The sequence below is a fragment of the Microbacterium sp. LWO12-1.2 genome, from assembly GCF_040675875.1.
In the GTDB taxonomy this organism is placed as follows: domain Bacteria; phylum Actinomycetota; class Actinomycetes; order Actinomycetales; family Microbacteriaceae; genus Microbacterium.
The window spans coordinates 3761634-3788172 of sequence record NZ_JBEGII010000001.1 but is presented as its reverse complement, the minus strand read 5'-3'; the positions used below and the strand labels follow the sequence as shown (position 1 = coordinate 3788172).

The 26539-nt window shown below is 69.4% G+C and carries 21 protein-coding genes; 7 read left to right on the top strand and 14 right to left on the bottom strand.

Annotated elements, in window-relative coordinates; translation table 11 throughout:
* The first annotated feature begins 41 nt into the window (after positions 1-41).
* From MRBLWO12_RS18110 to MRBLWO12_RS18090, 5 genes are read left to right on the top strand one after another with little or no spacing between them, the layout of a single operon-like run.
* The gene (locus tag MRBLWO12_RS18110) at positions 42-1148 is read left to right on the top strand and encodes a thiamine pyrophosphate-dependent enzyme (RefSeq protein ID WP_414685519.1); all 1107 of its coding nucleotides are present in this window, start codon (positions 42-44) and stop codon (positions 1146-1148) included.
* The gene (locus tag MRBLWO12_RS18105) at positions 1145-2116 is read left to right on the top strand and encodes an alpha-ketoacid dehydrogenase subunit beta (RefSeq protein ID WP_363558008.1); all 972 of its coding nucleotides are present in this window, start codon (positions 1145-1147) and stop codon (positions 2114-2116) included. The genes MRBLWO12_RS18110 and MRBLWO12_RS18105 overlap by 4 nt, the downstream gene beginning before the upstream one ends.
* A 14-nt stretch (positions 2117-2130) precedes the next feature.
* Entirely contained in the window at positions 2131-3477 is a 1347-nt protein-coding gene (locus MRBLWO12_RS18100; protein WP_363558006.1) for a dihydrolipoamide acetyltransferase family protein, read from the top strand.
* 22 nt (positions 3478-3499) lie between these two features.
* Positions 3500-4639 carry an acyl-CoA dehydrogenase family protein gene (locus tag MRBLWO12_RS18095; protein WP_363558004.1) on the top strand — a complete coding sequence of 380 codons (1140 nt, stop codon included), beginning with the start codon at positions 3500-3502 and terminating at the stop codon, positions 4637-4639.
* 24 nt (positions 4640-4663) lie between these two features.
* Positions 4664-5419, top strand: a complete 756-nt coding sequence (locus tag MRBLWO12_RS18090) for an SDR family NAD(P)-dependent oxidoreductase (RefSeq protein WP_363558002.1) — start codon at positions 4664-4666, stop codon at positions 5417-5419.
* Positions 5420-5456: 37 nt separating this feature from the next.
* Here MRBLWO12_RS18090 and MRBLWO12_RS18085 read toward each other — a convergent pair whose 3' ends face one another.
* The 3 genes from MRBLWO12_RS18085 to speB are packed head-to-tail and all read right to left on the bottom strand — an operon-like array spanning position 5457 to position 8001.
* Complete coding sequence (locus MRBLWO12_RS18085) at positions 5457-5897, bottom strand: helix-turn-helix domain-containing protein (RefSeq protein ID WP_363558000.1); 441 nt, start codon at positions 5895-5897, stop codon at positions 5457-5459.
* 41 nt (positions 5898-5938) lie between these two features.
* A complete protein-coding gene (locus MRBLWO12_RS18080; protein ID WP_363557998.1) occupies positions 5939-7033 on the bottom strand; it encodes a C45 family peptidase in 1095 nt (364 codons plus the stop codon).
* Positions 7030-8001, bottom strand: coding sequence for an agmatinase (gene speB / locus MRBLWO12_RS18075; protein WP_414685495.1), 972 nt, complete (start codon positions 7999-8001; stop codon positions 7030-7032). The genes MRBLWO12_RS18080 and speB overlap by 4 nt, the downstream gene beginning before the upstream one ends.
* A gap of 145 nt (positions 8002-8146) precedes the next feature.
* Here speB and MRBLWO12_RS18070 point away from each other — a divergent pair, with 145 nt between their 5' ends.
* Positions 8147-9199, top strand: a complete 1053-nt coding sequence (locus tag MRBLWO12_RS18070; protein ID WP_363557996.1) for a serine hydrolase domain-containing protein — start codon at positions 8147-8149, stop codon at positions 9197-9199.
* Between the two features lie 17 nt (positions 9200-9216).
* Here the strand turns inward: MRBLWO12_RS18070 and MRBLWO12_RS18065 are convergent, their stop codons facing one another.
* From MRBLWO12_RS18065 to MRBLWO12_RS18020, 10 genes are all read right to left on the bottom strand, one after another.
* Positions 9217-10635 (bottom strand): aldehyde dehydrogenase family protein, encoded by a 1419-nt coding sequence (locus tag MRBLWO12_RS18065; RefSeq protein ID WP_363557994.1) that lies wholly within the window; start codon positions 10633-10635, stop codon positions 9217-9219.
* Positions 10636-10654: 19 nt separating this feature from the next.
* Entirely contained in the window at positions 10655-12211 is a 1557-nt protein-coding gene (locus MRBLWO12_RS18060; RefSeq protein ID WP_363557992.1) for a GMC family oxidoreductase, read from the bottom strand.
* 2 nt (positions 12212-12213) lie between these two features.
* Complete coding sequence (gene menC / locus MRBLWO12_RS18055) at positions 12214-13350, bottom strand: o-succinylbenzoate synthase (RefSeq protein ID WP_363557990.1); 1137 nt, start codon at positions 13348-13350, stop codon at positions 12214-12216.
* On the bottom strand, positions 13351-14184 hold the full coding sequence (locus tag MRBLWO12_RS18050) for a hypothetical protein (protein WP_363557988.1): 834 nt from the start codon (positions 14182-14184) through the stop codon (positions 13351-13353).
* On the bottom strand, positions 14181-17510 hold the full coding sequence (locus tag MRBLWO12_RS18045) for a serine hydrolase (RefSeq protein ID WP_363557986.1): 3330 nt from the start codon (positions 17508-17510) through the stop codon (positions 14181-14183). The genes MRBLWO12_RS18050 and MRBLWO12_RS18045 overlap by 4 nt, the downstream gene beginning before the upstream one ends.
* Positions 17507-18319 (bottom strand): ABC transporter ATP-binding protein, encoded by an 813-nt coding sequence (locus tag MRBLWO12_RS18040; protein WP_363557984.1) that lies wholly within the window; start codon positions 18317-18319, stop codon positions 17507-17509. Before MRBLWO12_RS18040 ends, MRBLWO12_RS18045 begins: the two co-directional genes overlap by 4 nt.
* Entirely contained in the window at positions 18316-20142 is a 1827-nt protein-coding gene (locus tag MRBLWO12_RS18035) for a dipeptide/oligopeptide/nickel ABC transporter permease/ATP-binding protein (protein ID WP_363557982.1), read from the bottom strand. The genes MRBLWO12_RS18040 and MRBLWO12_RS18035 overlap by 4 nt, the downstream gene beginning before the upstream one ends.
* A 1-nt stretch (position 20143) precedes the next feature.
* Positions 20144-21160: an ABC transporter permease gene (locus tag MRBLWO12_RS18030; protein WP_363557980.1), complete on the bottom strand. Its 1017-nt coding sequence runs from the start codon at positions 21158-21160 to the stop codon at positions 20144-20146.
* The gene (locus tag MRBLWO12_RS18025) at positions 21157-22701 is read right to left on the bottom strand and encodes an ABC transporter substrate-binding protein (RefSeq protein ID WP_363557978.1); all 1545 of its coding nucleotides are present in this window, start codon (positions 22699-22701) and stop codon (positions 21157-21159) included. The genes MRBLWO12_RS18030 and MRBLWO12_RS18025 overlap by 4 nt, the downstream gene beginning before the upstream one ends.
* Positions 22702-22866: 165 nt before the next feature.
* Positions 22867-24483, bottom strand: a complete 1617-nt coding sequence (locus MRBLWO12_RS18020; protein WP_363557976.1) for a helix-turn-helix domain-containing protein — start codon at positions 24481-24483, stop codon at positions 22867-22869.
* A 110-nt stretch (positions 24484-24593) separates the two neighbouring features.
* Between MRBLWO12_RS18020 and MRBLWO12_RS18015 the strand changes: the two genes are divergently transcribed.
* A complete protein-coding gene (locus MRBLWO12_RS18015) occupies positions 24594-25439 on the top strand; it encodes a M55 family metallopeptidase (protein WP_363557974.1) in 846 nt (281 codons plus the stop codon).
* Here the strand turns inward: MRBLWO12_RS18015 and MRBLWO12_RS18010 are convergent.
* Positions 25423-26496, bottom strand: a complete 1074-nt coding sequence (locus MRBLWO12_RS18010; protein ID WP_363557972.1) for a M20/M25/M40 family metallo-hydrolase — start codon at positions 26494-26496, stop codon at positions 25423-25425. The genes MRBLWO12_RS18015 and MRBLWO12_RS18010 overlap by 17 nt on opposite strands.
* Between the last annotated feature and the right edge of the window lie 43 nt (positions 26497-26539).

Here is a 26539-nt window from a genome sequence, read left to right as displayed (position 1 = left end):
AGAGTCGTGTTGACCGCTTCGAAGGAGATGGCGACGTGACGATGCTGCACCCAGAGGTGACCGAGGTCGCCCCGAACGACGAACTCTTCACGTGCCTCAGCCCAGATGGAGTGCTCCACCGGGAGACCACCGCAGGCGGCGATCTCTTCGTGATGTACCGCGACATGGTGCTCAGTCGCCGTGTCGACACCGAAGCGATCGCCCTCCAGCGTCAGGGTGAGCTCGGCCTGTGGCCGTCGATGCTCGGCCAGGAAGGCGCGCAGGTGGGCGCCGGGCGCGCGCTCCGCCCTCGCGACATCGCCTTCCCCACGTATCGCGAGCATGCCGTCGCCTGGTGCCGCGGAGTCGATCCTGTGCAGTTGCTCGGCCTGTTCCGGGGCACCACCCTGGGCGGCTGGGACCCTCGCGAGAACAACTTCTCCCTCTACACGCTGGTCATCGGCGCACAGACCCTGCATGCCGTCGGCTATGCGATGGGCATCGTGCGAGACGGCGACGTCGGCACCGGCGACCCGGATCGCGATCGTGCCGTGCTCGTGTTCCTCGGCGACGGAGCGCTCAGCGAGGGCGAGACCAACGAGGCCTTCGTGTGGGCGGCGGCGCAGAACCTGCCGATCGTGTTCTTCTGCCAGAACAACCAGTGGGCGATCTCCGCCCCCTACTCCGTGCAGAGCAGGGTCTCGGTCGCTCAGCGCGCCCAGGGATTCGGCTTCCGCGGGGTACGCGTCGATGGCAACGACGTGGTTGCCAGCCACGCCGCGACCGTCGATGCGCTCGATCGGGCGAGGGCCGGCGGAGGACCCACGCTGATCGAGGCGATGACGTATCGACGCAACCCGCACACCACGTCCGACGACGACGGCCGCTACCGCGATGCGGCACTGACCGACCAGTGGAGCGCGCTGGATCCCATCGCCCGTCTGCGTACCCATCTGGAGAACAGCGGCGTCGCCGAGGATTTCTTCGCCGGAGTGGCCGCGGAGGAGGAACTGCTCGCGGAGCGCGTGCGGGTCGGCTGCCGCACGCTCCCCGACCCCGACCCGGCGTCCCCCTTCCTGCACACGCTCGCCGAGATGCCGGCGGAGCTGGCGCAGCAGCTGGACGCACACCTCGCCTTCGTCGCCGCCGGCGAGGAGGTGGCCTCGTGAGCACCGCGATCGCCCGCGCCCTGAACGACGGGCTCCGCTCGCTGCTCGCCGAGCACGACCGGGTGATGCTCATCGGCGAGGATGTCGGACGCCTCGGCGGCGTCTTCCGCGTCACCGACGGGCTGCAGCAGGAGTTCGGCGAGCTGCGGGTCGTCGATTCGCCCTTGGGGGAGGCCGGCATCGTCGGCAGCGCGATCGGCCTGGCGATGGCCGGCTACCGTCCCATCTGCGAGATCCAGTTCGACGGATTCGTGTTCCCCGCGATGAACCAGATCATCACCCAGCTCGCCAAGTACCGGCATCGCTCCGAGGGCATGGTGTCGCTCCCCGTCGTCATCCGCATCCCCTTCGGCGGCGGCATCGGCGCGATCGAGCACCACTCGGAATCGCCGGAGGCCTACTTCGCACATACGGCAGGGCTGCGGGTGGTGTGCCCCTCGTCCGCGCAGGAGGCGTTCGACCTCATCCGGCTCGCCGTGCAGAGCGAGGACCCGGTGGTGTTCCTCGAGCCCAAACACAACTACTGGCTCAAGGGCGACGTCGATCGTGACGCGACGCCCCTGCCGCTCGGCACAGCCAGAGTGGTCCGTACAGGACACGATCTGACGCTCGTCACATACGGCGCGCTCGTGCCGACGGCCGTGAAGGTCGCGGAGGAGGCAGCACTCGACGGCCGCTCGGTCGAGGTCATCGATCTGCGCAGCCTGTCTCCGATCGACGATGCCACGATCCTCGCCTCCGTCGAACGCACGGGTCGGCTCGTCGTCGCTCACGAGGCCTCGCAGACCGCCGGCCTCGGCGCCGAGATCATCGCCCGTGTGCAGGATGCGCTCTTCTACTCGATGGCTGCCCCCGGCATCCGGGTGACCGGGTACGACACTCCCTACCCGGCCAGCCGACTCGAACGCGACTGGCTCCCCGGTGTCGACCGCATGCTCGACGCCATCGATCGCAGCTTCACCTACTGAACATCGAGGAAGACATGGCAGAGATCCAGCAGTTCGCGCTCCCCGATGTCGGGGAAGGGCTCACCGAGGCGGAGATCGTCTCCTGGGCCGTGCAGCCGGGAGACACGGTCACGACCAATCAGATCATCGTCGAGATCGAGACGGCGAAGTCGCTCGTGGAGCTGCCCTCACCGTTCGCGGGCGAGGTCGTGGCACTGCACTTCGCCGAGGGCGACACCGTCGACGTCGGCGAAGCCATCATCAGCATCGCGTCCGGCGCACTCGAACGAGTACCGGATGCGGATGCGGATGCGGGAGCCGATGCCGATGACGATGACGGCGAAGCCATCGACGCAGGCCCCGAGGCGGAAGAGCACCCCGAGGAAGAGCCGAAGCTCCTCGTCGGCTACGGCCCAGGAGCACCGCGCCCGCGGCGACGGCGCGGGACCGCCGCTCAGGTGGCCCCCGCGGCGGGCCCGATCGAGCCCGTGACGCCCGCCCCCGCAGAGGCCGCGGCACCGATCCGCTGCACCCCTCCGGTGCGGAAGCTGGCGAAGGATCTCGGTGTCGACCTCGCCACCGTCACACCGACCGGAGCGGGAGCGACGATCACCCAGGACGACGTCCTGTCCGCAGCCGACACGCACCGCCCGTCCGCATCGACGACCCCGTCATCCTCGGAGATCCGAGTGCCGATCCGAGGTGTGCGCAAGCACACGGCCGCAGCGATGGTCAGCTCGGCGTTCACCGCTCCGCACGTCTCCGAGTTCGTGACCTTCGACATCACCGGCACCATGGAGCTCCGTTCGCGCCTCGCCGCCCGGCGGGAGTTCGCCGACGTCAAGCTCAGCCCTCTGAGCCTGATCGCCCGGGCGTTCCTGCGCGCCATCGAACGCACCCCGGCGGCGAACTCACGGTGGGACGACGCGGCGCAGGAGATCGTGCAGCTGTCCGAGGTGAACCTGGGCGTCGCCGCCGCGACACCACGGGGGCTCGTGGTACCGAACATCCGCAGCGCGCAGCGTCTCGGCCTGCGGGACCTCAGCGTGGCGATCGCCGAACTCGCCGCCACGGCGCGCGCCGGCAGGACAGCGCCGGAGGCCATGGCCCACGGAACCGCGACGATCAGCAACTTCGGGGTGTTCGGGGTCGACGCCGGAACACCGATCCTCAATCCGGGCGAGACCGTGATCCTCGGCGTCGGCAGTATCACGCGCCGCCCCTGGGTCATCGGCACCGGCGATGCCGAGACCATCGCGCCGCGGTGGGTGACGACGCTGTCGCTGTCGTTCGACCATCGAGTGCTCGACGGCCAGCAGGCGTCCGAGCTCCTGGCCGACACCGCCGCCTTCCTGAGCGAGCCCGAGCTCGCCGTTCTCTGACCACCCCCATCGAGGAGCCACCATGCCCGTCCCCCGCATCATGCCCACGGAGGAGTCCGCCGAACTCATCGAGCTGACGCGCGAGATCGTGGGCAAGGAACTGCGCCCCATCGTCTCGGAGCTCGACGCGACGGCATCCTTCCCCCGCGATGTGTTCCGCACTCTGGGCCGGGCGGGGCTGCTGAGCCTGCCGTACCCGGAGGAGTTCGACGGCGGCGGACAGAGCTACGAGGTGTACCTCCAGGTGCTCGAGGAGGTGGCATCCGCATCCGCGTCCGTCGGGGTCGGGGTGAGCGTCCACATCCTGTCCTGCTTCGGCCTCTTCACCTCAGGAAGCACCGAGCAGAAGGAGCGGTGGCTTCCAGAGATGCTGTCCGGCGACCTGCTCGGCGCGTACTGCCTGTCCGAAGCGCACGCCGGCTCCGACCCCGCCGCGATGCGCACCCGCGCGATGCGCGACGGCGACGAATACGTGATCAACGGCGCCAAGGCGTGGACGACCCACGGCGGCAAAGCCGACTTCTACAAGGTCATGGCGCGCACCGGCGAGGGCAGCCGCGGCATCTCCTGTTTTCTCGTGCCCGCCGACACCCCCGGCCTCTCCGCCGACAACCCGGAACGGAAGATGGGGCTCATGAGCTCCACCACCGCCACGATGATGTTCGAGGAAGTACGCATCCCTGTCGAGCGTCGGCTCGGTACGGAAGGACAGGGGCTGCCCATCGCGCTGTCCGGGCTGGATGCCGGAAGACTGGGCATCGCCGCCGTGGCCACTGGTCTGGCTCAGGAGGCTCTCGACGTGGCGGTGAAGTACGCCCGCGAGCGAGAGACCTTCGGACGGTCGATCATCGAGCACCAGGGTCTCGCCTTCCTGCTCGCCGACATGGCCGCCGCGGTGGCCTCGGCGCGGGCGACCTACCTCGCCGCCGCGCGCCTCAAGGATGCCGGCCGGCCGTACTCCCACGAGGCGTCGATCGCCAAGCTCGTGTGCACCGACAACGCGATGAAGGTCACGACCGATGCCGTGCAGGTGCTCGGCGGCGCGGGTTACACCAAGGACTTCCCCACCGAGCGGTACATGCGCGAGGCGAAGGTCATGCAGATCTTCGAAGGAACGAACCAGATCCAGCGCCTCGTCATCAGCCGCGGCCTGGCGCGCTGAGCACTCATCGAAAGGACCACCATCATGCAGCTGAACGGCTCATCCGCCATCGTCACCGGGGGCGCCTCCGGGCTCGGGGCGGCGACAGCCCGCGCCCTGGCCGCATGGGGGGCAGAGGTCTTCGCCCTCGATCTCCCGGCAGCGATCGCCGCGGCACCCGCGGTCGACGGCGTCACCTTCGTCGCCACCGATGTCACCGACGCCGCCCAGGTGCGCGCTGCCGTGCAGGCAGCCGGCGCCGGGGCAGCCCTGCGCACCGTCGTCAACTGCGCCGGCATCGCTCCCTCCGCTCGCATCCTCGGGCGCTCAGGGGTGCACGATCCCGCGCTCTTCGACACCGTCATCCGCGTGAATCTGCTCGGCACCTTCCTGGTCATGTCGACGGCCGCCGAGGTCATCGCCCAGCAGACACCCGACGCACAGGGGCAGCGCGGGGTCGTCGTGAACACCGCCTCGATCGCTGCCTACGACGGTCAGGTGGGCCAGGTGGCGTATGCGGCATCCAAGAGCGCCGTCGTCGGCATGACGCTCCCCGCCGCGCGCGACCTCGCCTCACATGGCATCCGCGTCTGCACCATCGCCCCCGGGATCGTCGACACCCCGATGCTGGCGACGGTCAGCGACGAGTACCGCGCCAATCTCGCCGCGAGCGTCCCCTTCCCGCAGCGGCTGTGCGATCCGATCGAGTATGCGCAGCTGGTGACGATGATCGTCGAGCACGACTACTTGAACGGCGAGACCATCCGCATGGACGGCGCGCTCCGCATGGGCGCCCGATAACCGAGGGGACCTTCTGCACCCACCCGATGCGGCGCCGTCAGATCAGATCGTCGGCGGCCAGCAGCGCGATCTGCCAGGACCGGCTGCCCGGGTCGTCGCGGTCGTGCGCATCGGCAGCCGCCGAGATCACACCCTCGATCCGCTCGGCGAGTGCGTCGAACTCCGCAGCGGTCAGCCGCACCGAGCGCTGCGAGAACGTCGTATGGACCGCGTCAGGGGCGCGCACCACCCAGACGCGGTCGCGGCGATCGCGGGCATGCTCGGGAGCCTCCTCGATCAAGCCTGCATCGGCGAGGACCCGCAGATGGAAGCTGGCTGTGCTGGCTGAGACGCCCAACGCCTCGGCGATATCGGCCGCCCGCAGACGATCCCGCCGGTGGAGCAACGACAGCACGTCTCGGCGCGTCGAATGCGCGTACGCCTTCAGCCTCGCGGACGTCGTCCGTACCGCGTCCGGTCGCTTCTGCTCGTCTCTCACGTCGCGATCAGCGGGTCGACCGCGCACATCCTGATCACGGGTCACACGCTCGCCGGACCGGACCACGGCACGCTGATCCACTCGACGACCCCCGGCTGCCCCAGAGCGAACCGCGCGCGGGTTTCGCCTTCGCCCGTCTCGAACAGCGCGCCGCAGAAGGTCTTGCTCATTCGCGGCGGGCGAGGTGTCACGCACACGCCCGAGTCCGTCGAGGCGAACACGGACTCGAGCTCCGCGATGTCGCGGATCTGCGGCACCGCGACGCTCAAGTAGTTGTATCGCGACCGCGTGCCGGAGAGCTCGAGCTCGTCGGGTTTGGCCGCGAGCTCGGCCGACCCCGCCGTCCACAGCGGATGGTTCGTGTGCACGAGGACGGGACCCACGATCGGGCGGGCCGAGACGCCGGCGGAGGAGCATTCGTAGGAGTCGATGCCGTGCCGATCGGCGATCGCGTAGTTCTGCCCTGACGCATGGCGGACGGACCGCAGGTACGCGCCGGCTTCCGCCCGCGTGCGTCTGCGGAGGACTTCGCGGATGAGGAAGGCGACGGGCATCCCCTCGAGAGCGCTGGGGAGTTGCGCGAGTGTGTTGACACAGCATGCGACACCCTCGCGATTGACTCCCAGGACCCCGATCATCCCCGCGGCGCTCGCGACGAACTGCTCGGGGTCGTCATCCCCGCGGATGTGGAGGAGCACCTGCGAGCCGTCCATGCTCGCGGGAAGATCCATGTTCTGGCCGAGGATGACGCCGCTCTCCCCCTCGATGCCGACGACGCTGCACCCGATCGCGGACGTACCCGAGTACCGCCACTCCTCGTCCATGAAGTTGTAGGCGAACACGTCGTCGAGCAGCTGGCCGCTCGCCTCCGCGATGCCGAGCACCTCGTCGTAGAGGTCGGGAGAGCCCGTGCGCACCGCGTCGATCAGTCGTGACGCGCCCAGAAACCGTGCCACGTGGTCGTCGGATGAGCGTCCGGTGATCTGCTCGATACGGTCACGCCAGCGCTCCATCGACGTGGCGATGAGACCCCGTACTTCTTCGCCGTGCGTCTGCCCCCGCGTGCGTCCATCGCCGCTCAGCTCGATGATCGGCGCTACACCGCCGGTGTCGACCACGTCCGGCTGTCGTCTCACCTCGCCGCCTTCGCCATCATCGCGAGGAGGTCGAAGGTGACGCCGGCGGCAGCGAGCGCCGTGATCTGGGCGTGGTCGTACGCGGGAGCGACCTCGACCACGTCGGCGCCGATCACATCGAGCTCGGCCAGCCCATACAGGATGAGCTGCAGCTCTCTGGTCGAGAGTCCGCCGGGCTCAGGGGTACCGGTACCGGGGGCGTGAGCCGGGTCGAGCACATCGATGTCGATGCTGACGTACACCGGACGATCGCCGACGCGTGTCCGGACGCGGTCGACGATGGCGTCGATCCCTCGGCGCGCGACATCGAGTGTGGTGATGGTCGCGAATCCGAGTTCTGCGTCGTCGGTGAAGTCCTGCGCTGAGGGCGTGGTGCTGCGGATGCCGACGTGGGCCGAGCCGCCGACATCGAGCAGACCCTCTTCGACTGCGCGACGGAAGGGCGTGCCGTGCACCATCGGGGCCCCGAACAGGTTGTCCCAGGTGTCGAAGTGGGCGTCGAAGTGCACGAGCGCCACCGGGCCGTGCTGGGCGTGGGCCGCGCGCAGCATCGGGAGCGCGATCGTGTGGTCACCGCCGATCGCGACGATACGGTCTGCTCTCGTGGAGAGAGACCGGGCGGCCTGCTCGATCCCGGCGATCGCCTCAGCGATGTCGAAGGGGCTCACCCCCACATCACCCGCGTCGGCGATCTGCATCGTGACCCACGGCTCGACCTCCAGCCCGATGTGGAACGGACGCAGCAGCTTCGAGGCAGCCCGCACCGCTTCAGGGCCGAATCGCGCCCCCGGACGGTAGCTGGTGCCGGAGTCGAAGGGAACGCCGAGCACGGCGACGTCTGCGCGGTCGACTTCGTCGATCCGGGGCAGCCTGGCGAAGGTCGAGGCTCCTGCATACCGTGGCACCGCCTGAATCGAGTTGGGCGGCATGATGATCGTTCGCTTCTCGGTCGCGGCATCCTCGGACATAGGGGTCACTCCTTCTCGGTGGGCGGGCATTTCCCAAGATAGGGAGGACGCCCGAGGCGAAGATCGGGCGATCGACTGAGATCCGCTTGCCCCAGTCGGTCCCCCGCACCATGCGGAGCGCGAGCAATCGCGGCAGGATCGGAGCATGACAACCTTGCGTCGCGATCTCTCGTCCACCGCCGCAGCGATCCTCGCCGAGGTCGATGCCGAGCGGAAGCGGCTCGACGTCCCCGGCGTCGTGCTCGCGATCCGGACACCGGACGGGGAACGCTGGTCGGCCGCGCTGGGCACCCGCGATGTCGCCACCGGGGAGCGGCTCGCCGTCGACGCCGTGCTGCGCATCGGCAGCGTGACCAAGACGATCGTCGCCACCGTGATCCTGCGTCTGACGGAGACGGGCGACCTCGGCCTCGACGACGAGGCTCAGACCCACCTGCCGCACCTGAACCTGCCGAACGGGGTCACCGTGCGCCGCCTGCTCGGAATGACAGCCGGTCTGCCGGAGTACACGACCGAGGAGTTCCTCACCGCATTGCTCGCCGCACCGGAGCGGGTCTGGAGGCCGCGGGAGCTGGTGGAGTTCGCGCAGCGCGGTCCGCAGCACTTCGCGCCGGGCGCATCGTGGGAGTACAGCAACACCGGCTACATCCTGCTCGGGATGCTGGCTGAGCACGCCACCGGCGTGCTGGTGGAGGATCTCGCGGCCCGTCTCGTGTTCGAGCCGCTGGGACTGGAGAACACGTCGCTGCCTCCGCGCTCCCCCGCGGGGACCGCACTGCCCGACCCCCGGGTGCGCGGTTACCTCCGCGATGACACGGCGCTCGTCGACGCGACCGACATCAACCCCTCGTGGGGCTGGACGGCCGGCAACGCGCTCTCCACAGCCGACGACCTCGTGGTACTGGTCGAGGCGCTCGTGCGCGGCGACCTTCTCTCGGAGCAGACGCAGCGGATACGCATGACGGCCCTCCCGATCGCCGGAACGGACTGGGCCTACGGGCTCGGCATCGCCGACTTCGGCGGGATCTGGGGCCACAACGGCCAGCTGCCCGGCTTCCAGACCTTCTCCGGACACGACCCGTCCACCGGGGCGACGATCGTCGTGATCGCCACCGCGAACGAGTCGATCGAACACACGAATCCCGCTGACGCCCTCGCGATGCGCGTCCGCGAACTGCTCGCATCCGCGACCGCCTGAGCGAGGCGGTCAGGCGATCAGGCGGTCGCGGCCCGGAGCAGTGAGACGGGTCGCGTCGCCGCGTCGAAGTCGGCGACGGAGCCCGCGGCTCCCACGCCGCTGAGTCCCCACGGCTCTGCGATCGCGTTGACACCACCCTGCTGCCATCCGTTGATCCAGATCACGGCGGCGTGGATGTCCCCCGCGCGCTGCTGGTGGACGGGGTCGTGCGTGTACACGGTCGCGGCGAGTCCGAAGCCGGTGCCGTTGGCGAGCTCGACCGCCTCGTCGAAGGAGTCGACGACGACGACGGGAGCGACGGGGCCGAAGGTCTCCTCGCGCATCACCCGCATCTCCGCCGTGACCCCGATGAGAACCGTGGCGGGGTAGCCGAACCCCGGACCTTCGGGCAGCACACCGCCGCGCAGCGCCGTCGCGCCGCGCTCTATCGCCTCCGAGACGTGCGCGTGTACGTGGGTACGCTGTCGGGCGTCGACGAGGGGACCGAGGCCCGTGCCCTCCCGGTCGGCGGTGAGGTCGTACGAACCGGCCGCCGCGACCAGAGCCGTGACGAACTCCTCGGCGACGTCGCGGTGCACGTAGATGCGCTCCGACGACGTGCAGATCTGCCCGCTGTTGACGAAGGAGGACATCGCCACAGCCTCCGCGGTCGCCACCACATCGACATCCGCGTCGACGATCACCGGATCGTTGCCTCCGAGTTCGAGCACCGATCGCTTCAGACGCGATGCGGCCGCGATCCCCACCGCGCGCCCGACCTCGACGGAGCCGGTGAAATGCAGCAGCGCCACATCCTCGTGAGCGGCGAGCGGTCCGCCCGCGCGCGCATCGCCGAGCACGAGGTTCACGACTCCGGGCGGCAGATCGAGCAGGTGAACGAACCGGGCCGCCGACAACGGCGACTTCTCCGAGGGTTTGAGCACGACGGTGTTGCCTGCGGCGAGGAGCGGAAGGAGGCTTCCGAGGATCGAGGCGACAGTGAAGTTCCACGGGATGATGAGCCCGACCACTCCCACGGGCCGACGCTCGACCACGGTCTGTCCCGGTTCGCCCGGCACCGTGACATCAGCCACGAAGGGGTAGGAGCGCGCGAGGGCGAGACCCTGCCGCCACCCGGCGATCCCACCCTCGATGAACTGCTCGGCGAGTGGGATGGGTTTGCCCATCTCGTCGCTCTCGATCTGCGCGAGCTCCGCGAGATGCCTCTCTACGGTGTCGGCGACCCCCGCGAGAAGGTCGATGCGCTCGTCGAGCCCGCGCAGGGACCAGTCACGTTGCGCCGACACCGCCGAGCGGACCGCCGCATCGACGTCTGCGGCGGAGCCGACGGGGATGCGGGCGATCACCTCCTCGGTCCAGGGTGAGACGACCGGGAGGGTCTCCGGATCGGTCGACGCGACGGCGACACCGCCGATCACGTGGCGCTGATGCTCCATGGTGGCTCCTCAGATGGTCTCAGGTCAGGCGTGCGGCCAGCATCTCGCCGACCAGGACACTCGCCAGATGGGTGTTCGCTCGGGGGACGAAAGGGAAGATCGACGCATCGGCGACGCGCAGCCCGTCGATGCCGAGGACGCGGCCCTCCGGGTCGACCACGGTGGTCGCGGCGGCGGGATCGCCCATGCGACACGTGCTCGTCGCGTGCTGAGTGTCGACGGCGGTGTCGCGCAAGTAGGCCCGGAGTGCGTCCTCCGGCCCGTCGAGCGATGCGCGCAGCGTGGCGTTGGATGCCCAGACATCCGACGCGGTGATGCCCGCGAATGACTCATGATCCACCAGCTCGGCCAGCTGGTGGACCCCCGCCGCCAGCCGGTCGACGTCGAGCGCCACGTCGAGCATGTTGAACGACAGGCGCGGCTGCGTCCGGGGATCTCGGCCCTGCAGGCGCAGCGTGCCACGGGAGTAGGTGCGGTTGACGAAGACCCCGACCGCGCCGGCGCCCGCACGAGGATCCGCCGAGGCCATCGCGAGCGCGTTCTGGTTGAGAGCGACCATCATCATGTCGTTCGTGTCGGATGTCATCCCGCTGGAGTACCGGATGCAGCAGTTGGTGTGACGATCCCAGGGGCCGGCCGTGGCCTCCGGCGTGAGCGGGATGCCGATGAGCACCATCGGATGATCCTGCATACCCTCGCCGACGGGCAGATCGGCACGCACGGCGATCCGCTGCTCCACCAGATGCGGGGCGGGGCCGATCCCGGAGCGCATCAGGATCGAAGGCGTCGCCGTGGCGCCGGCGCAGAGGACGACGAGATCCGCGCTCAGCACTTCGCCGTTCGCGAGACGCACCCCCACGGCGCGCTCCCCCTCGAAAACGACGCGGTCCACCAGCGCCTCTCCCCTGATCGTGAGCAGGGGGTCGCCCCGCAACGGCTCGAGGTACGCATCGTTGCAGGAGACCCGCCGTCCGTCGATCGAGTTGACCGGATAGGGCGAGACTCCGGTCGCACCGGGTGCGTTGACGTCCGGCGCCCAGGGCTGACCCGCCGCCAGCGCGGCATCGCGCAGCGCACGATCGACCGACCCCCACACCTGCTGCGGGTAACGGTGCACCGGGATCGGGCCGTCGGCGCCGTGGTGCGGGCGTTCCCCGTACTCCTGGTCGGACTCCAGAGCCGCGAGCACCGGGAGCACGTCCTCCGCGGACCACCCCGTGCAGCCGTCGGCGGCCCAGTCGTCGAAGTCCTCCATCGGCGGGCGGATCGCGATCTGCCCGTTGATGGCCGAGCTCCCGCCCAGACCCTTGCCCCGCCAGTACAGCGATGGCTCCTGCGTCGCGGTCCGCGACGCGAGATGCTCGGCCCACAGCAGCGATGCACTCCCCGGTTCCTCCATCGCCGCCATCGGATTCGGCAGGCGCCACGACTCCGGGAGTTCGGCGGCCGTAGCGTCTCTCCCCGCCTCCAGCAGCAGGACACGTCGCCCCGCCTGCACGAGTCGTGCCGCCAGCGCCGACCCTGCCGAGCCCGCGCCGACCACGATGACGTCGGCGTGAGAGCCTCGGGCGCGCACGATCAGCTCCGGCGCGCCGCGATGTCGACCGCGTCGATCGTGACCGCTGCCAGCACGTCGGCGAGCGGCTCCACACCGAAGCCCGGCCCGTCCGGTATCGCGACGACGCCGTCCCTCATCACCACCGGCTCGGTCACATCCTGCGCGTAGAACCGGTTCGACCCTGACACGTCACCGGGCAGCGTGAAGCCGGGCAGACCGGCGAGGGCGATGTTGGCCGCGCGCCCGATTCCGGTCTCGAGCATGCCACCGCACCAGACAGCGATCCCGTTGGCCTCGGCGAGATCATGGATGCGGCGGGCAGCGAGATATCCACCCACCCGGCCCGGTTTGATGTTGATGACGCTCGCGGCCCCCATCGCGATCGCATCGGCCGCCGCCTCGACCGAGACGATCGACTCGTCGAGGCAGACCGGCGTGGCGATCTGCTGGGCGAGCAGAGCGTGCTGGCGCAGATCGTCCTCGGCGAGGGGCTGCTCGATCAGGAGCAGGCCGAAGGGGTCGAGCCGGCGCAGCAGCGGCGCATCCGAGAGCCGGTAGGCCGTGTTGGCATCCACCTGGAGAGGCACGTCGCCGAACTTCTCGCGCACGGCGCGGACGGGCTCGATGTCCCAGCCCGGCTGGATCTTGAGCTTGATGCGCGCATACCCCTCGTCGAGGAACCCCCCGACCTGGGCGAGCAGGTCGGGGATCGACGACTCGATCCCGACGCTGACCCCCGACGGCACGGCCGCACGCGTGACCCCGAGGTGGTCGGCGAACCGTCGGTCGTCGAGGCGCAGGCCGGCATCGAGCACCGCCATCTCGAGCGCCGCCTTGGCCATGCGGTGGCCGACGACGTGCGCGGTCGCTGCCGCCACGGTCTCGGCCGTCACCGTGCGTCCGGCGTCCTGCCATTCCAGCAGCGAGGGAACCAGGAACCGTCGCAGCATCTCTCTGGCGCCGTCGAGATACTCCGGAGAATACGAGGGATCGAACAGGGCCACGCACTCGCCCCAGCCCGTCACGGTGCGACCGTCTCTCGACGCGGTGATGCGCACGAGAAGCGGACGCCGCTCCGTCTGGGTCGAGAAAGAGGTGGTGAACGGATGGACCAACGGCATCCGTACCGTGATCAGCTCGACGCGATCGATATGCATTCAGGAACTCCTCGTGAGTGTGTAGTGACCACGGCGGTCGAAATCGGAAACGCTCCACCCCTCGGCGAGCAGCCCGCCGAGGGCATGCCCGAGAGCGACCCGCCAGCGGGCCGCGAGGTCGGGGGCGACCCGCCGCATCTTCTCGATGTCGCTCGGGATGTCGATGCGACAGAACTGCAGATCGTGCGCACGGTCGAGGTCGAGAACCGGCTGCTCGTCGTCAGCCCACAGGACCGCCGGTGGCGTGTCGACGCCGGTGGCCGCCGCCGGGCGGGGGCCGACCGGCCGCTCGAGATCCCACACCACGAGCGCCCGGTCGCTGCGCTGACCGCCGTTCACGCCGTCGCCCAGGTCACCGTAGAAGTCGAGCAGATAGCTGTCGATCGTGCACCCGAGCTTGTGCAGGTTGAAGTAGGCGTTGCGGGCGACGAGCGGGTCGTAGGTCCACGTCACGCGCGTGACACCGCGCTCGAGGCACCAGGCACGCTGATGGCTCTTGATCGCGTGTCCCCATCCCTGGCCGATCGCGTCGAGCCGGACCCCCGCGAGATGGGAGTGCAGCGCACGGTCGAAAGGCGGATGGAAGAACCCGACGCAGACCGCCATGAGCTCGTCACCGAGAAAGCCACCGGCGACGTAGTTGCCGGCGTGCGCGAGCGCGGTGAGGAGACCGGGGTTGACGTGTGCACGCTCGACGTCGACCTGCCACACTCCGGCGACGAGCTCCGTCGCGGCCACCATCTCGGACGGCAGACGCAGCATCCGCAGCTCCATCCCCACCCCTCCTGTCCGCGCTCCTCCCTCCACCGGCATCCCCTGGACCCCGACGCTCACGATCTCGCCTCGCGCAGGAATCGGTAGCCGAGGTAGAGGCCGCCCGACACCGGTCGCACCTGCTCCCACCCGGCGATCTCGTCGCTCGTGTACGCGTAGACCCCCGGCACGTTCGAGGCGAACAGCTCGACGTCCTGTACCTCGTCAGGCGAGACGGCGTCGACGTAGCTCTTGCGCTCCCGCAGCACGAGGCGCAGGCCGCCGTCGCGCGGGGCGATGTCGGCCACGAACCCTGCCGACTCCCAGGTGCCGGTCATCGGCTCCGGCGTGCGCGTGCGGTCGGGGAGCAGCACGGGGTGGATCCCGCCACCGTCGAACGCCCGCGCGGCATCGTCGAAGAGCTCGCGGTAGAGCCCGTCCGGTTGCCCGCCCGATGTGAGCAGCGCCACCGCGAGACCCGCCTCCGGGAAGATCCGCAGGTAGGCACGCTGACCGATCGTGCCGCCGTCGTGCCCGTACACACGGCTGCCCTGCCAGTCCTGCAGGAACCACCCCAGGCCCCATCCGGAGGTGGCACCGACGCTCGCGCGAAGGTCGACGTGCTCTGTCGTCATCAGACGAGCATTCTCCGTCGACAGCACGCGGGTGCCGCCAGGAGTCAGGCCCTCGCGCAGCGCGGTCTCGGCGAAGACCAGCAGGTCCCCGACGCTGGCCGAGATCAACCCCGCCGGTCCCATCGAACGCGGTATCCCCCACTTGCGCGTCGGCACCGCCGCGGCGCCGAACCCGGTGTGCCCCGTCGCCGTCGCGAACCTGGGGGCGTCATCGGTCAGCGTGAACGTGTGCTGCAGACCCAGGGGGTCGATCAGGCGCGTCTTGAGCGCATCGTCCCAGGTCGTCCCGCACAGCACCTCGATGATCCGTCCCGCGACGACGAAGGCGGAGTTGCAATACGAGAACCGCTCGCCGCGCGGGTGCAGACGCTCCGTTCCCGCCAGCAGTTCCACGTACGCGGCGACGCAGTCATCCCCCCGCCCGGTGTCGGTGAACACGTCGCCGTCGAGGCCACTGGTGTGATGCAGGAGCTCTCTCACCGTGACGGTCGGCTCCGGGTCGCCGGCGAGCTGGAAGTCCGGCAAGATGCTGCGCACCGAGGCATCGAGATCGAGCTTCCCCTCCTCGACGAGTTGCAGGATGAGCATCGTCGTCCAGACCTTGCTGATCGACCCGATCTGGAACACCGCGTCGTCGGTCACCGGCACTCCCGTCGAGGCGTCGAGCACTCCGGACGAGACCGTGCACCGATCGAGGACGGTCCCCTCGTCCGTCAGCTGCAGGATGCCGAACTGCGCCCCCACCACGCCGTACCTGCGACGCAGCAGGTCGAGCCGGTGCTGCCACTCCGCCGCATCACGCGCGGCGGGCTCGACGGCGACCCGGTGCGGCTCTGCTCCCGTCATCCGCGGGGCGGTGTACCGCTCGACCCACTCGATCAGGCGTCGCTGGTAGTCGATCCGATGCTCGACCGGTCCGGTGACGATGAACAGGTGCCCGCCGCCGGGGTAGATGACGAGGCGACTGGGCACACCGGTGATCCGCAGAGCCGAGTACCACTCCCTGGCCTGCGCGCTCGGGCACGTCTCATCGAGCTCGCCGTGCAGCACCAGGCTCGGAGTCCTCACGCGACTCGCACGGGCGATCGGTGACAGTTCGGCGAGACGGACGATCTCGGTCGGCGCCAGTCCCGCGGTCGACTCGGAGAAGAACCCCTCCGGGTCGAGCCGCTGACCTGCCAAGGATGCGAAATCGCAGAGAAGCCCGCCGGGAACGGCTGCCGCGAACCGGTCGGTGTGCGCCGTCAGCGCGCAGGTCAGCAGCCCGCCGTAGCTGTAGCCGGCCACCGCGAGCCGCTCCGGATCGGCCAGCCCCTCGGCGACGAGCGCATCGACGGGTTCGAGGAAGTCCGGAAGATCGACGCGCGCCCAGGCGCCGTGGACCGCGGTCATGAAGTCCTCGCCGTAGCCGTCGGAGCCACGGGGATTGAGCGTCAGAACACGCCAGCCGCGACTCGCCAGCACCTGGTGCGACAGGTGGACCTCGTCCGCCACTCCGCTCCATGCGTTGTGGGGGCCACCGTGGATGTCGAGCAGCAGCGGTGCGGCACCCGTCGTTCCCGGCGCGGAAAGGATCCACCCGTGCACGACGGTGCCATCACTGATCGTGAAGACGCGCGGTTCAGGGTGCAGCAGCTCGACATCGGGGAGGGCCTCGCGCGTCAGCGTCGTCAGCTCGCGGTGTTCACCGGTCTCCAAGTTCACGAGGGCGACCTCGGCGAAGGAGTCCTGGGTGGTGACGACGATCGCGGCGTAAGCGCTCGCGGCGGCGACGGACAGCGCCGACACGACGCAATGCTCCGCCGCCACCACCGGACGCATCCTGCCGTCGGCGAGATCGAGCGCATAGAGGTGGGTCCAGCCGCGGTCACGCGCGCAGAACAGGATCTGCGTGCCGTCGTGCGTGAGCGCGGGCCGCCCGCCCGGGTACCCGACGGCACCCGGCATGACGTTGAGGTCGAGCCCCGCGGTCAGATCATCGTCCGGCCGCCCGTCCAGATGCAGACGCAGCAGGCGGGTGTGCCCTATCCGCATGTGGCGAAGGCCGACGGCGACGACGGACTCGCCGTCCGGCATCCACAGGATGGGACCGGTGATGCCGGTCGCGGCGCCGACCCGGCGGGCGGGGGTGAGGAGGTCATCGACATCGACGACGTGCACGGCACGCTCGCGCTCGACGTCGGAGCGCGGGAAGGTCGCCGCCGCATAGGCGAGCCGGGTGCCGTCAGGAGACCATGACGGCTCTCCCACGTCGGACGAGCCGTCGGTGATCTGACGGATGCCGCCGTCGGCGAGGTCGAGCAGCAGGAGGTGATGGCGGACGCTGCCGGCCCACCCCACACCGTCGATCTTGTGATCGAGAGAGTCGATCACGATCGGAGCAGTCGGATCGCCCGACCCGCGCTCCACCGGTGCCAGGAACGCGACGCGGTCCCCTGCCGGGCTCACGAACGGCCGCCCCACTCCCGAGGGCACCGAGGTCAGCGGCACGGGCTCGCCGGTCTCGGGGAGCAGATGCAGCTGCGGCGCTCCATCGACGATGCGCCGGAACAGCAGACCCGCCGCAGAGAACTGCGGGGCGTCATCCCCCGGTCCGTGGGTCAGGGGCCTGGTCGCACCGTCACGGTCGACGCTCCACAGTGAGGTCACCGTGCGCGCGTCTCGGACGTCGCGCCGCGTGAACACCACGACGCCGCCGTCCGGCGAGATCGCGGTCTCTGTGGCGAGGACGACGCGGTGCAGGTCGTCGAGCCGAGCGGTGCGCGATGTCATCGGGGGTCTCCTGACCGGGAAAGGGGCGTCTCGGCGAGCGGGACACCGAGTCGAGGGACGGCGCGCACCAGTTCGCGCGTGTAGGCATGCTCCGGCGCATCGATCACACGGGCCGTGGGGCCGCTCTCCACGAGGAGACCGTTCTTCATGACCGCCACCTCGTCGCAGAGCTGGCGCACGACGGCGAGGTTGTGGCTGATGAACAGCACCGTCAGGTCGAGTTCCTGCTGCACCTTGCGGAGCAGGTTGAGCACGGTGCCCTGCACGGAGACGTCGAGCGCCGAGGTGATCTCGTCGGCCAGCAGCACCCGGGGCGCGGCCGCGAGGGCACGGGCGATCGCGACGCGCTGGCGCTGTCCGCCGGAGAGCTGCGATGGCAGATCGCCGATCCGCGCCGGGTCGAGCTCGACGATCTCCAGGAGCCGCGCGACCTCCGCGCGACGAGCCTTCCCGTCCTTCAGATCGGGCCGCCGCACCTCCAGCGCTTCCGCGATGGAGGCGCCGACGTTCATCCGCGGATCGAGCGAAGAGCTCGCATCCTGGAAGATCATCTGCACATCGCGGCGCAACGCGGCGACTCGACCCCTGGCTCGGACGACATCCGTGCCGTCGACCAGGATGCGCCCCTCGTGAGGTTCGTGGAGTCCCACGATGGCGCGCGCGATGGTCGACTTCCCTGACCCGGACTCGCCGACGAGGCCGACGGTGCGCCCACTCGCGACGGTCAGGCTCACGCCCTTCACGGCGTCATGGGCGGAGGCTCCGCTGCCGTACCGTACGCGGACGTCTTCGAGTACCAGCTCTGTCATGATCGGCTCCCCACGGGCTCGGTCGGGAACTCCGCGTCCTCAGCGATCGTCGCGAACGCCGTGCCCGGCTCCGCTTCGAGATGCGGGATGGCCTCGACGAGGGCACGGGTATATGGATGCCGGGCACGGCCGGCGGCGAGATCGGCGGCGGTGAGATCCTCCACGATCGCCCCTCGATACATCACGAGCACCCGGGTGCAGAACGACGACACCAAGGCGATGTCGTGCGACACGAACAACAGGGCCGTGCCCTTGACCTCGTTGACCTCCGCGAGCAGGCTCATGACCTCGCGCTGCACCGTGACGTCGAGCGCGGTCGTCGGCTCGTCGGCGATGAGCAGTGCCGGCTCTCCCATCAACCCCATCGCGATCATGGCGCGCTGGCGCATACCTCCGGAGAACTCATGCGGATAGGCCTGTGCGCGCTGCGAGGCATCGGGGATGCGTACCGCGTCGAGCCGGTCGACCGCACGGCGGTGGGCCGACTTCCGGTCGAGTCCGCCGTGCAGCAGGCCGACCTCTGCGACCTGCGTGCCGACGTGGAGGGCGGGGTTGAGCGATGTCGCCGGATCCTGGAACACGAAGGCCATGCGGGCGCCCAGTTGATGCGCCACGCCCGCCGACGAGATCCGGCTCGACACCCGTCCGCCGGAGGCCAGCTCCGTCCCCTCGAACTGCACCGTCGACGCCACGACCTCGATCGGTTCCTCCAGTAGCGCGGCGACAGCCATGCAGGTCAGAGACTTGCCCGACCCCGACTCCCCCACGACACCGACGATCTCACCGCGTCCGACGTCGAAGCTCACACCGTGCACGGGCTCAGCCCAGCCGTCGCCGCGAGGCACTCGCACCTGCAGATCACGCACCCGCAGCACCGGATCGTCCACCACATGCAGCGGTGCGACCTCGTTCTTCGACGCCCCGCGACGGCGTCGCTGCCGTCTCGGTGAACGGTTCAGGCCGAAGGCACGCGCGAGGGTCTCACCCACCAGGGCGAATGTCACACCGGCGAACACGATCGCCGCAGACAGCCCGAGAGTGGGGGCCGCGTTGACGAAGATGCCATCGAGGCTCTCATTGAGCATCCGTCCCCAGTCGTAGTCCGGTGCCTGCACGCCGAGGCCCAGGAACGACAGTCCCGTCGAGGCGACCAGCGCCGTGCCGGCGCCGATGCTGGCATTGACGATCAGCGGGTCGCGGACGTTGGGGAGCACGTGCCGGGTCAGGATGCGGAAGCGCGAGACCCCCAGAACGCGCGCGGCATCCACGTAGTCCCGACCGGCGGCGGATGCGCCGAGCGTCTGCGCCAGGCGGGCGTAGGCGGGTGCCATCGCCAGCCCGATCGCCAGAGTCACACTGACCACGCCCACTCCCACGATGATCGAGACGACGATCGCGAGCAGCAGCGAGGGAAAGGCCAGCGCGACTCCGAGGATGCTGTTGACCACGCGGGCCACCCAGTTCGGTGCGACGGTCGGCAGCAGGCCGAGGAGGACGCCGAGCGTCACGCCGATCGCTGTCGCGAGCACGGCTGTCACGACCGAGATGCGCGTCGCGCTCAGCAGCCTCGCGAGCACGTCGCGTCCTCCGGCGTCGGTGCCGAGCGGGTGTGCGGCGCTGGGGGCCATCGACAGCTGGGTCAGGTCGGCCACCTTCGCCGTCTCGCCCCAGATGACGGGTCCGAACGTCGCGAGCAGGATCAGTGTCACGAGCAGCACGGAGGCGACGATGCCCAACGGCGAGCGCAGCGCTGTCACGAGCGCATGCCGAGAGGACGACGAAGCGGCAGCCGCAGTGGGGATCGGGGGAGGGAGAGTCGTCATGTCAGGCGTCCTTCAGCGTCGAGCGTGGGTCGAGACACACCAGGACGAAGTCGATGAGGAGGTTCGCGACGAGGACGATCAGCCCGTAGACGAGCACGATGCCCTGCGCGAGCGGGAAGTCCTTGCTCCGCACCGCGTCCACGATCGTGAGTCCGAGTCCCGGCCACGAGAAGATCGTCTCCACGAGCACGGTGCCGGCGACGAGCGAGCCGAGCACGAGACCGCCGACCGTGAGAGAGGGAGTCACGAGGTTGGGCAGCGCGTGATTCAGGTAGAGGCGACGCCGCGACATGCGCTTGGCGCGGGCGGTGCGGATGTAGTCCTGCGAGAAGACCGTGAGCGCTTCGACGCGCACGATGCGGGAGACGCCCGCGATGAGCCCGATCGACAGCGCGAGCACGGGCAGCACGTAGGAGTTCGGGCCCTCACGACCGGCGACCGGCAGCAGTGTCGTCTGCACGGCGAACACGTACACCAGGGCGACGCCGATCACGAACTCCGGGATGACGGCGACCAGTCCGCTGACCGAGGTGTAAGCCACGTCGAGGCCGGGTCGACGCCCGCCACGGGTCAGCGCGGCGATCACGATGCCCAGCGGGATCGAGACCACCAGCACGGTCGCGAGCGACAGGAACGCGAGTTCGAGTGTCGCCGGAAGGCGCTGTTCGAGGATCGTGGTGACCGGGAGGTTCAGCGAGAACGAGTCGCCCAGGCTCCCGGTCAGCAGCCCTTTCCAGAAGGAGAGGTACTGCTGCCAGAGCGGGTCGTTGAGCCCGAGGCTCTCACGACGGGCTTCGACGACCGCGGCGGTGGCGTTGGTGCCGAGCGCATTGCGCACCGGGTCTCCGGGGATCATGCGCACCATGAGGAAGACGACGGTCACGAGCGCGACCACCGACCAGAACAGGCGGATGACCCGGCGCAGGAGGAAGGCCCCGACGGCCCCGCCCCGGGAGGAGCGGGACCGCCGACCCCGGACGGTTGCCAGGGCATCCGTCCGGGGCAGCGTGGTGGTCATGAAAGGACGCGGATCGCCGCACCGGGCAGGTATCCGCCGACCGGCCGGATGATCGACTCCGCCCCGTTGAAGTACATCTTGAACGGCGTCATCGAGACCGGGACGAGGTCTGCGGCGTCGAACAGGGCGGCCTCGGCGTCGCGCCAGGTGTTGCACGCCTCGTCGCCCGCCAGGTCGGCGGCTGCGGTGGCGGCCTCCACGTAGGCCTCGTTCTCGATCCCGGCGAAGTTCGTGCCGTCGGGGGGCACCGGACCACTCAGATACTGCGGGAAGATCGCCGGCGTGCCCGACTGCAGGATCAGACCGAGGCTGGCCGTCCATTTGGTCGGGTCTTCTGCGGCGAAGGTGTTGGCGAGGACGTAGTTCTCGTCGCCACCGTCGAGGGTGACCTTGACCCCGGCGTCCTCCCACTGCGTGGCGACGTACTCCGCCGCTGCGCTCCGGGAAGCAGTGCTGTTGTCGTAGATGAGCGTGATCTCGGCGCCCTTGACCCCGGTCAACGCCGTGGCCGCGGCCTCGGCATCGTAGGTCGGCAGAGTCCCATCGATCGAGTCGTAGCTGCACAGGCTCGGTTCTTCACCGAGCAGTGACGTGGCTCGTTCGCCCTTACCCTCGGTGAGGATGTCGGTGAGCGTGTCGAGATCGATCGCCTGCGTGAGCGCTCTGCGCACGTCGGCGTCGGCGGTGGGCATCTCGGCGTTGTGGTTGTAGATGATCATTCCGGAGATCGTCGGCGAGGACATCGACGTCAGCTCGCCCAGTCGTTCCTCGTCCTTCCCGCTGACGACCGCCGCGTTGAGCCCACCCGAACGCAGCAGGTTGGCCGCCGTCGACGGGCTCGGCACGATCTTGATGGTCACGGTCTTCGGAACGCCCTCGGTCGAGCTCGTCGTGTCCTTGGGACCCCACTCATAGCCGTCGCGGCGCGTCAGCGTGATCGAGTCGCCGGCGACGACATCATCGATCTGGAAGAGACCGGTGCCGTTGCTGCCTGCGGAGAGGCTGGAAGGATCGGCGAGACCCGCGTCGCACACCATCTGCTGGCTGCCGAGGTCGTAGAGCATGAAGGGGCGCGGCGACGTGGTCGTGACCGTGAGGGTGTTGCCCTCGGCCGTGATGGTGGCATCTGCGGGCACCACCGATTCCCGTCGCGGCGACTCGTTGGCCGGATCGAGGATCCAGTTCAGATTCGCCGCGGCGGTCTCCGCCGTGAACGGCGTGCCGTCGGCGCAGGTGATGCCGTCACGCAGCGTGTAGGTGACCTCGGTCGGGCTCTCGGTCCAGCTCTCCGCGAGGTAGGCCTCGGGCTTCACCGTCTCCGGGTCGACGAACAGGAGCGAGTCGTAGGAGTAGGCGCCCACGATCTGCGCGTTGACGATGTTCGTCGTCAACGGGTTCAGATCACCGGGGTCCGAATTGATGGCGACCGCGAAGGCGCCGTTCTTCGTGAAGCCCTCGTCCGACGAGGGCGGGCCGCTGCATGCGGTGACACCGAGCGCCACGGCGAGAAGGAGCGGGAGTGCATAAGTTCGGGTTCTCATGATTCGGGACCGCCATTGATCTGAATGGACTGATGTTCCTCACAGTTTCACTCGCGCCCGGAGATCGCTCATCGTACGTTCAGCCGATGAATCGCGATCTCGATTGGATGATCGACCGATACGAAGGCGAGATCCGCCTCCCGCTGGAGCGATACGGCGGCGGCGTCAATGGGACGATGCGAGAAGCGCCTCGAGCCGCAGCTGCAGTAGCAAGCCGAAACGAGTGTCCGGATCGCGAAGGTCCGCCCCCGTGATCGTCTCGATGCGCTCGAGCCGATAGCGGAACGTGTTCTTGTGGATGTGGACCTCGCGAGCTGCGGCGATCACGTCGCCGAAGTGCTCGAGCCAGGCCCGGAGGGTCACCACCAGCTCGGTGCGGTGGGACACGTCATACTCGCGAAGCACGACGAGCGGTCCGTCGAGCGTGACACCGTCGGCGGCGAGCAGGTCACCGATCCGGAACATGAGGGCGTCGATCTGCACATCGGAGAACCTGGCTGCTCGACCGGCGCGCTGCGGTCGGGAGCGCAGTACGCGCAGCGCAGCCTCGGCATTGCGCCGAGAGAGGGACAGACCGCTCACATCGGTCACGGCGTCTCCGAGGCCGGCGCAGAACTCCGTCGAGGTGTCGAGCCGCCCGACGAACTCCGTCGCAAGACGTTCGACCGCCGCGACCGCGGGTTCATCGGTACTGCGCAAAGGCACGACCGCGTATACGAGCCCACCTATCGGGATCGCGATCGCACGCGGGTGCACGGAGCGTAGATGCATGCGGAGCGCCGCAGCGGCGCGCTGCGTGTCGGAGACCGTGCGGATCTCGTCCTCGTCCTGAAGCGGCCCCAGTACCAGGACGCACGCAGGCGATCTCTCGAAGCCGAGCTGCTGCGCGGCTTCGCGTGCCGATGAGCCTCCGTCGAGGAGCATCATCCCCAGGGACTCCGCCACCCGCTCCGCGGCATCCGTGCTGACCCGTGCGCGCAACATGGCCAGGCCCACGACCTGCGCAGCTTCGATCATGCGGAGCTCGCGTTCGGCGTCGAAGGGCTCTGGCGTCACTGCCCAGATCGACCCCAGCACCTCGTCGCCCGCCGCAATGCGCATCGCTACTCGCGGCATCGTGTCGGGCGCCGGCTTGGCCAGGAAGATGGGGCGATCGGAGCCGTAGATGAGCGGGAAGACGCCCTGCGTGCGCTGATGATTGCTGTACACCTCGGGCACCTGAAGCCCGAGGATGGTGAGGCGGCGCGCTTCATCCGTGCCGAGCTGGTTGGCCGAGAAAGCCACGACCCGCGAGGAGCGGTCTTCGATCGTGACCGGCGCGCCCAGCAACGCCGACACGGAGTCGGCGAGCGTGAAGAGATCGCGCGCGGGGTCGTTGGCGCCCTGCTCCGCTCCGGCCGGGCCGAGGTTGAGGGCGCTGATGAGCAGGGTCGCGACCTGGACCCACGACGCGCCCCGCACCAGACCGAAGAGCGAGAGCTGGCACTGCTCGGCGATCGCGGCGACTTCGGGACTCACCGGGAGCGATTCACGGACGATCAGTGCAGCCGCTCGCGCCTCACCTGCCTGGCGCACGAGATCGGCGAGGTCGCCATCGGTCGCCACCGCCACCGCCAGCACGATCGCGTCCTGCGTGATCTCCGGCGGATCCAGCGGATCGTGCAGCACGACGGTCGACACGGGGCGCGCAGCCTGCGCCCGCCCCGCTTCGAGGGTGAGCAGAGTCGTCCCCAGGCGCTCGGTCAGCTGCCCCAGGTTTGTCGTGAACGTCGCGGCCGACATGGGATGAGCGTACAGCAGGAGGTCCTCGATACTGGTCGATCGCACGATCGCCAGTGCGGTCGCCGAAGCGAGAATGGCTAGAGTCCGCCTATGAGCATGAGGAGTCAAGGGTGAAGGTCTACATCTCGATCGACATGGAGGGCATCGCCGGTGTGGCAACCCTCGACCAGGTCGTCCGCGGCGGCACCGGATACGCCAGAGCCCAGGAGCTCATGACGCACGAGGCCAACGCGGCGATCGCCGGGGCCTTCGAGGGCGGGGCGACGAGTGTGCTCGTCAACGACTCCCACGGCACGATGGACAATCTGCTGCACGACCGGCTCGACCCGCGCGCCCGCCTCGTCTTCGGCTCGCCGAAGGCGCAGTGCATGGCTGAGGGCCTCACCGAGGACTGCGATGTCGCCCTGTTCGTGGGTTACCACGCGCCGGCGGGCGCACCGGGGGTCCTGGCCCACACCTTCTCCGCCCATTTCGGCGAAGTGAGGATCAATGGATCCCGCGTCTCGGAGGCCGAGGTCAACGCGATCTACGCCGCGTCCCTCGGCGTGCCGGTCGGACTCGTCACGGGCGACGACGTGATCGGCGCGATCGCCTCCGACGTGTTCGCAGGTGCGACGATCGTGACGGTCAAGACAGCCCACGGATTCTCCGCCACCGACACGGTCGCGCCGAGCATCGCCCGCGAGCTGGTGCGCGAAGGAGCCGCCCGCGCGGTCGCCGACGCGGCCTCGCTCCACCGACCCGTCACGGCGCTCCCCCTCACCCTCGAAGTCGACATGCCGTCGCCCGTTGCCGCTGAGCTCGGCGCCTGCATCCCCGGGTGCCTGCGCACCGCGGACCGCACCATCACCGCGGTGCTCGACAACGCCGCGGATCTGCTGGGGCTCATCACCGTTCTCTACGAACTGGCGCAGGGCAGCGAGAACGCTCGGCAGGTGCTCACGAACCGTCGCTGATCAGGTCGCGCACCAGGGCTGCCAGCAGCTCGGTGCGCGGCCGAATCGCGCTGACCTCCGCGTGTTCGTCGCGGGCGTGCGCGCCTCCGCCGACGGCTCCGAGTCCATCGAGAGTGGCGACACCCGCACCGGCCGTGAAGTTGCCGTCCGACGCGCCTCCCACGGCCATCCCCACGAGCGGCGGATGGCCGAGCTCTGCGGCCAGTGCTGCCGCACGCGCGAAGAGGTCGGCGGATGCCGCGGCTTCCAGGGGAGGACGGTTGACCCCGCCGTGCACGACGAACGTCGCCCCCTCGACGCCGAGGCGCAGCGCTCTCATCGCGGTGTCGACCCGCTCCTGCTCAGCGACGGTGGCCGCTCTGACGTCGACCGCGACAGTGGCCCGGTCGGGCACCGTGTTGCCTGTCGTGCCGGATGACAGGAGCGTGGGCGTGACAGTGGTGCCGACCGCAGGATCGGCAAGGTCTGCCAGGGCGATGACGAGGTGCGCCACGCCGACTGTGGCGTTGATCCCTCGTTCGGGCTCCAGCCCGCTGTGCGCCGCCCGCCCGCGCACCTCGAGTTCGTACAAAGACACTCCCTTGCGCTCGGTCTTGAGCGCGCCGCCGGGCCCGGCGGCCTCGAGCACGAGGGCGGCGCGGCACCCGGCGGCCCTCGACTCGATCAGATCGCGTGAGGTGAGGGATCCGACTTCCTCATCACCGGTCACCAACACGGTGACCTGGTCGAGCACTTCGTCACCGTGCCTGTCGCGGAGCATCGCGAGCGCATGCACGATCTGCACGACCCCGACCAGCATGTCGAAGCATCCGGGGCCCCGGATGACTCCGCCCTCCACCGTGAACGGCAACTCCGCCAGACTTCCGATCGGCCAGACCGTGTCGTGGTGGCCGAGCAGCAGCACCCGGCTCTCACGGCCCTGCAACACGACGTGGTCGACCCCGTCGACCCGCAGGATCTCGGGGCGCCTGCCCAGCCGGCGCTGGATGACATCGGAGAGGACCACGGCAGAGCGGGCGATGGCGTCGTGATCAGCCGACGGTGACTCGATCGTCACCAAGCGCTCCAGATCCGCAAAGAAATCCGCGAGGTCGAAGCGT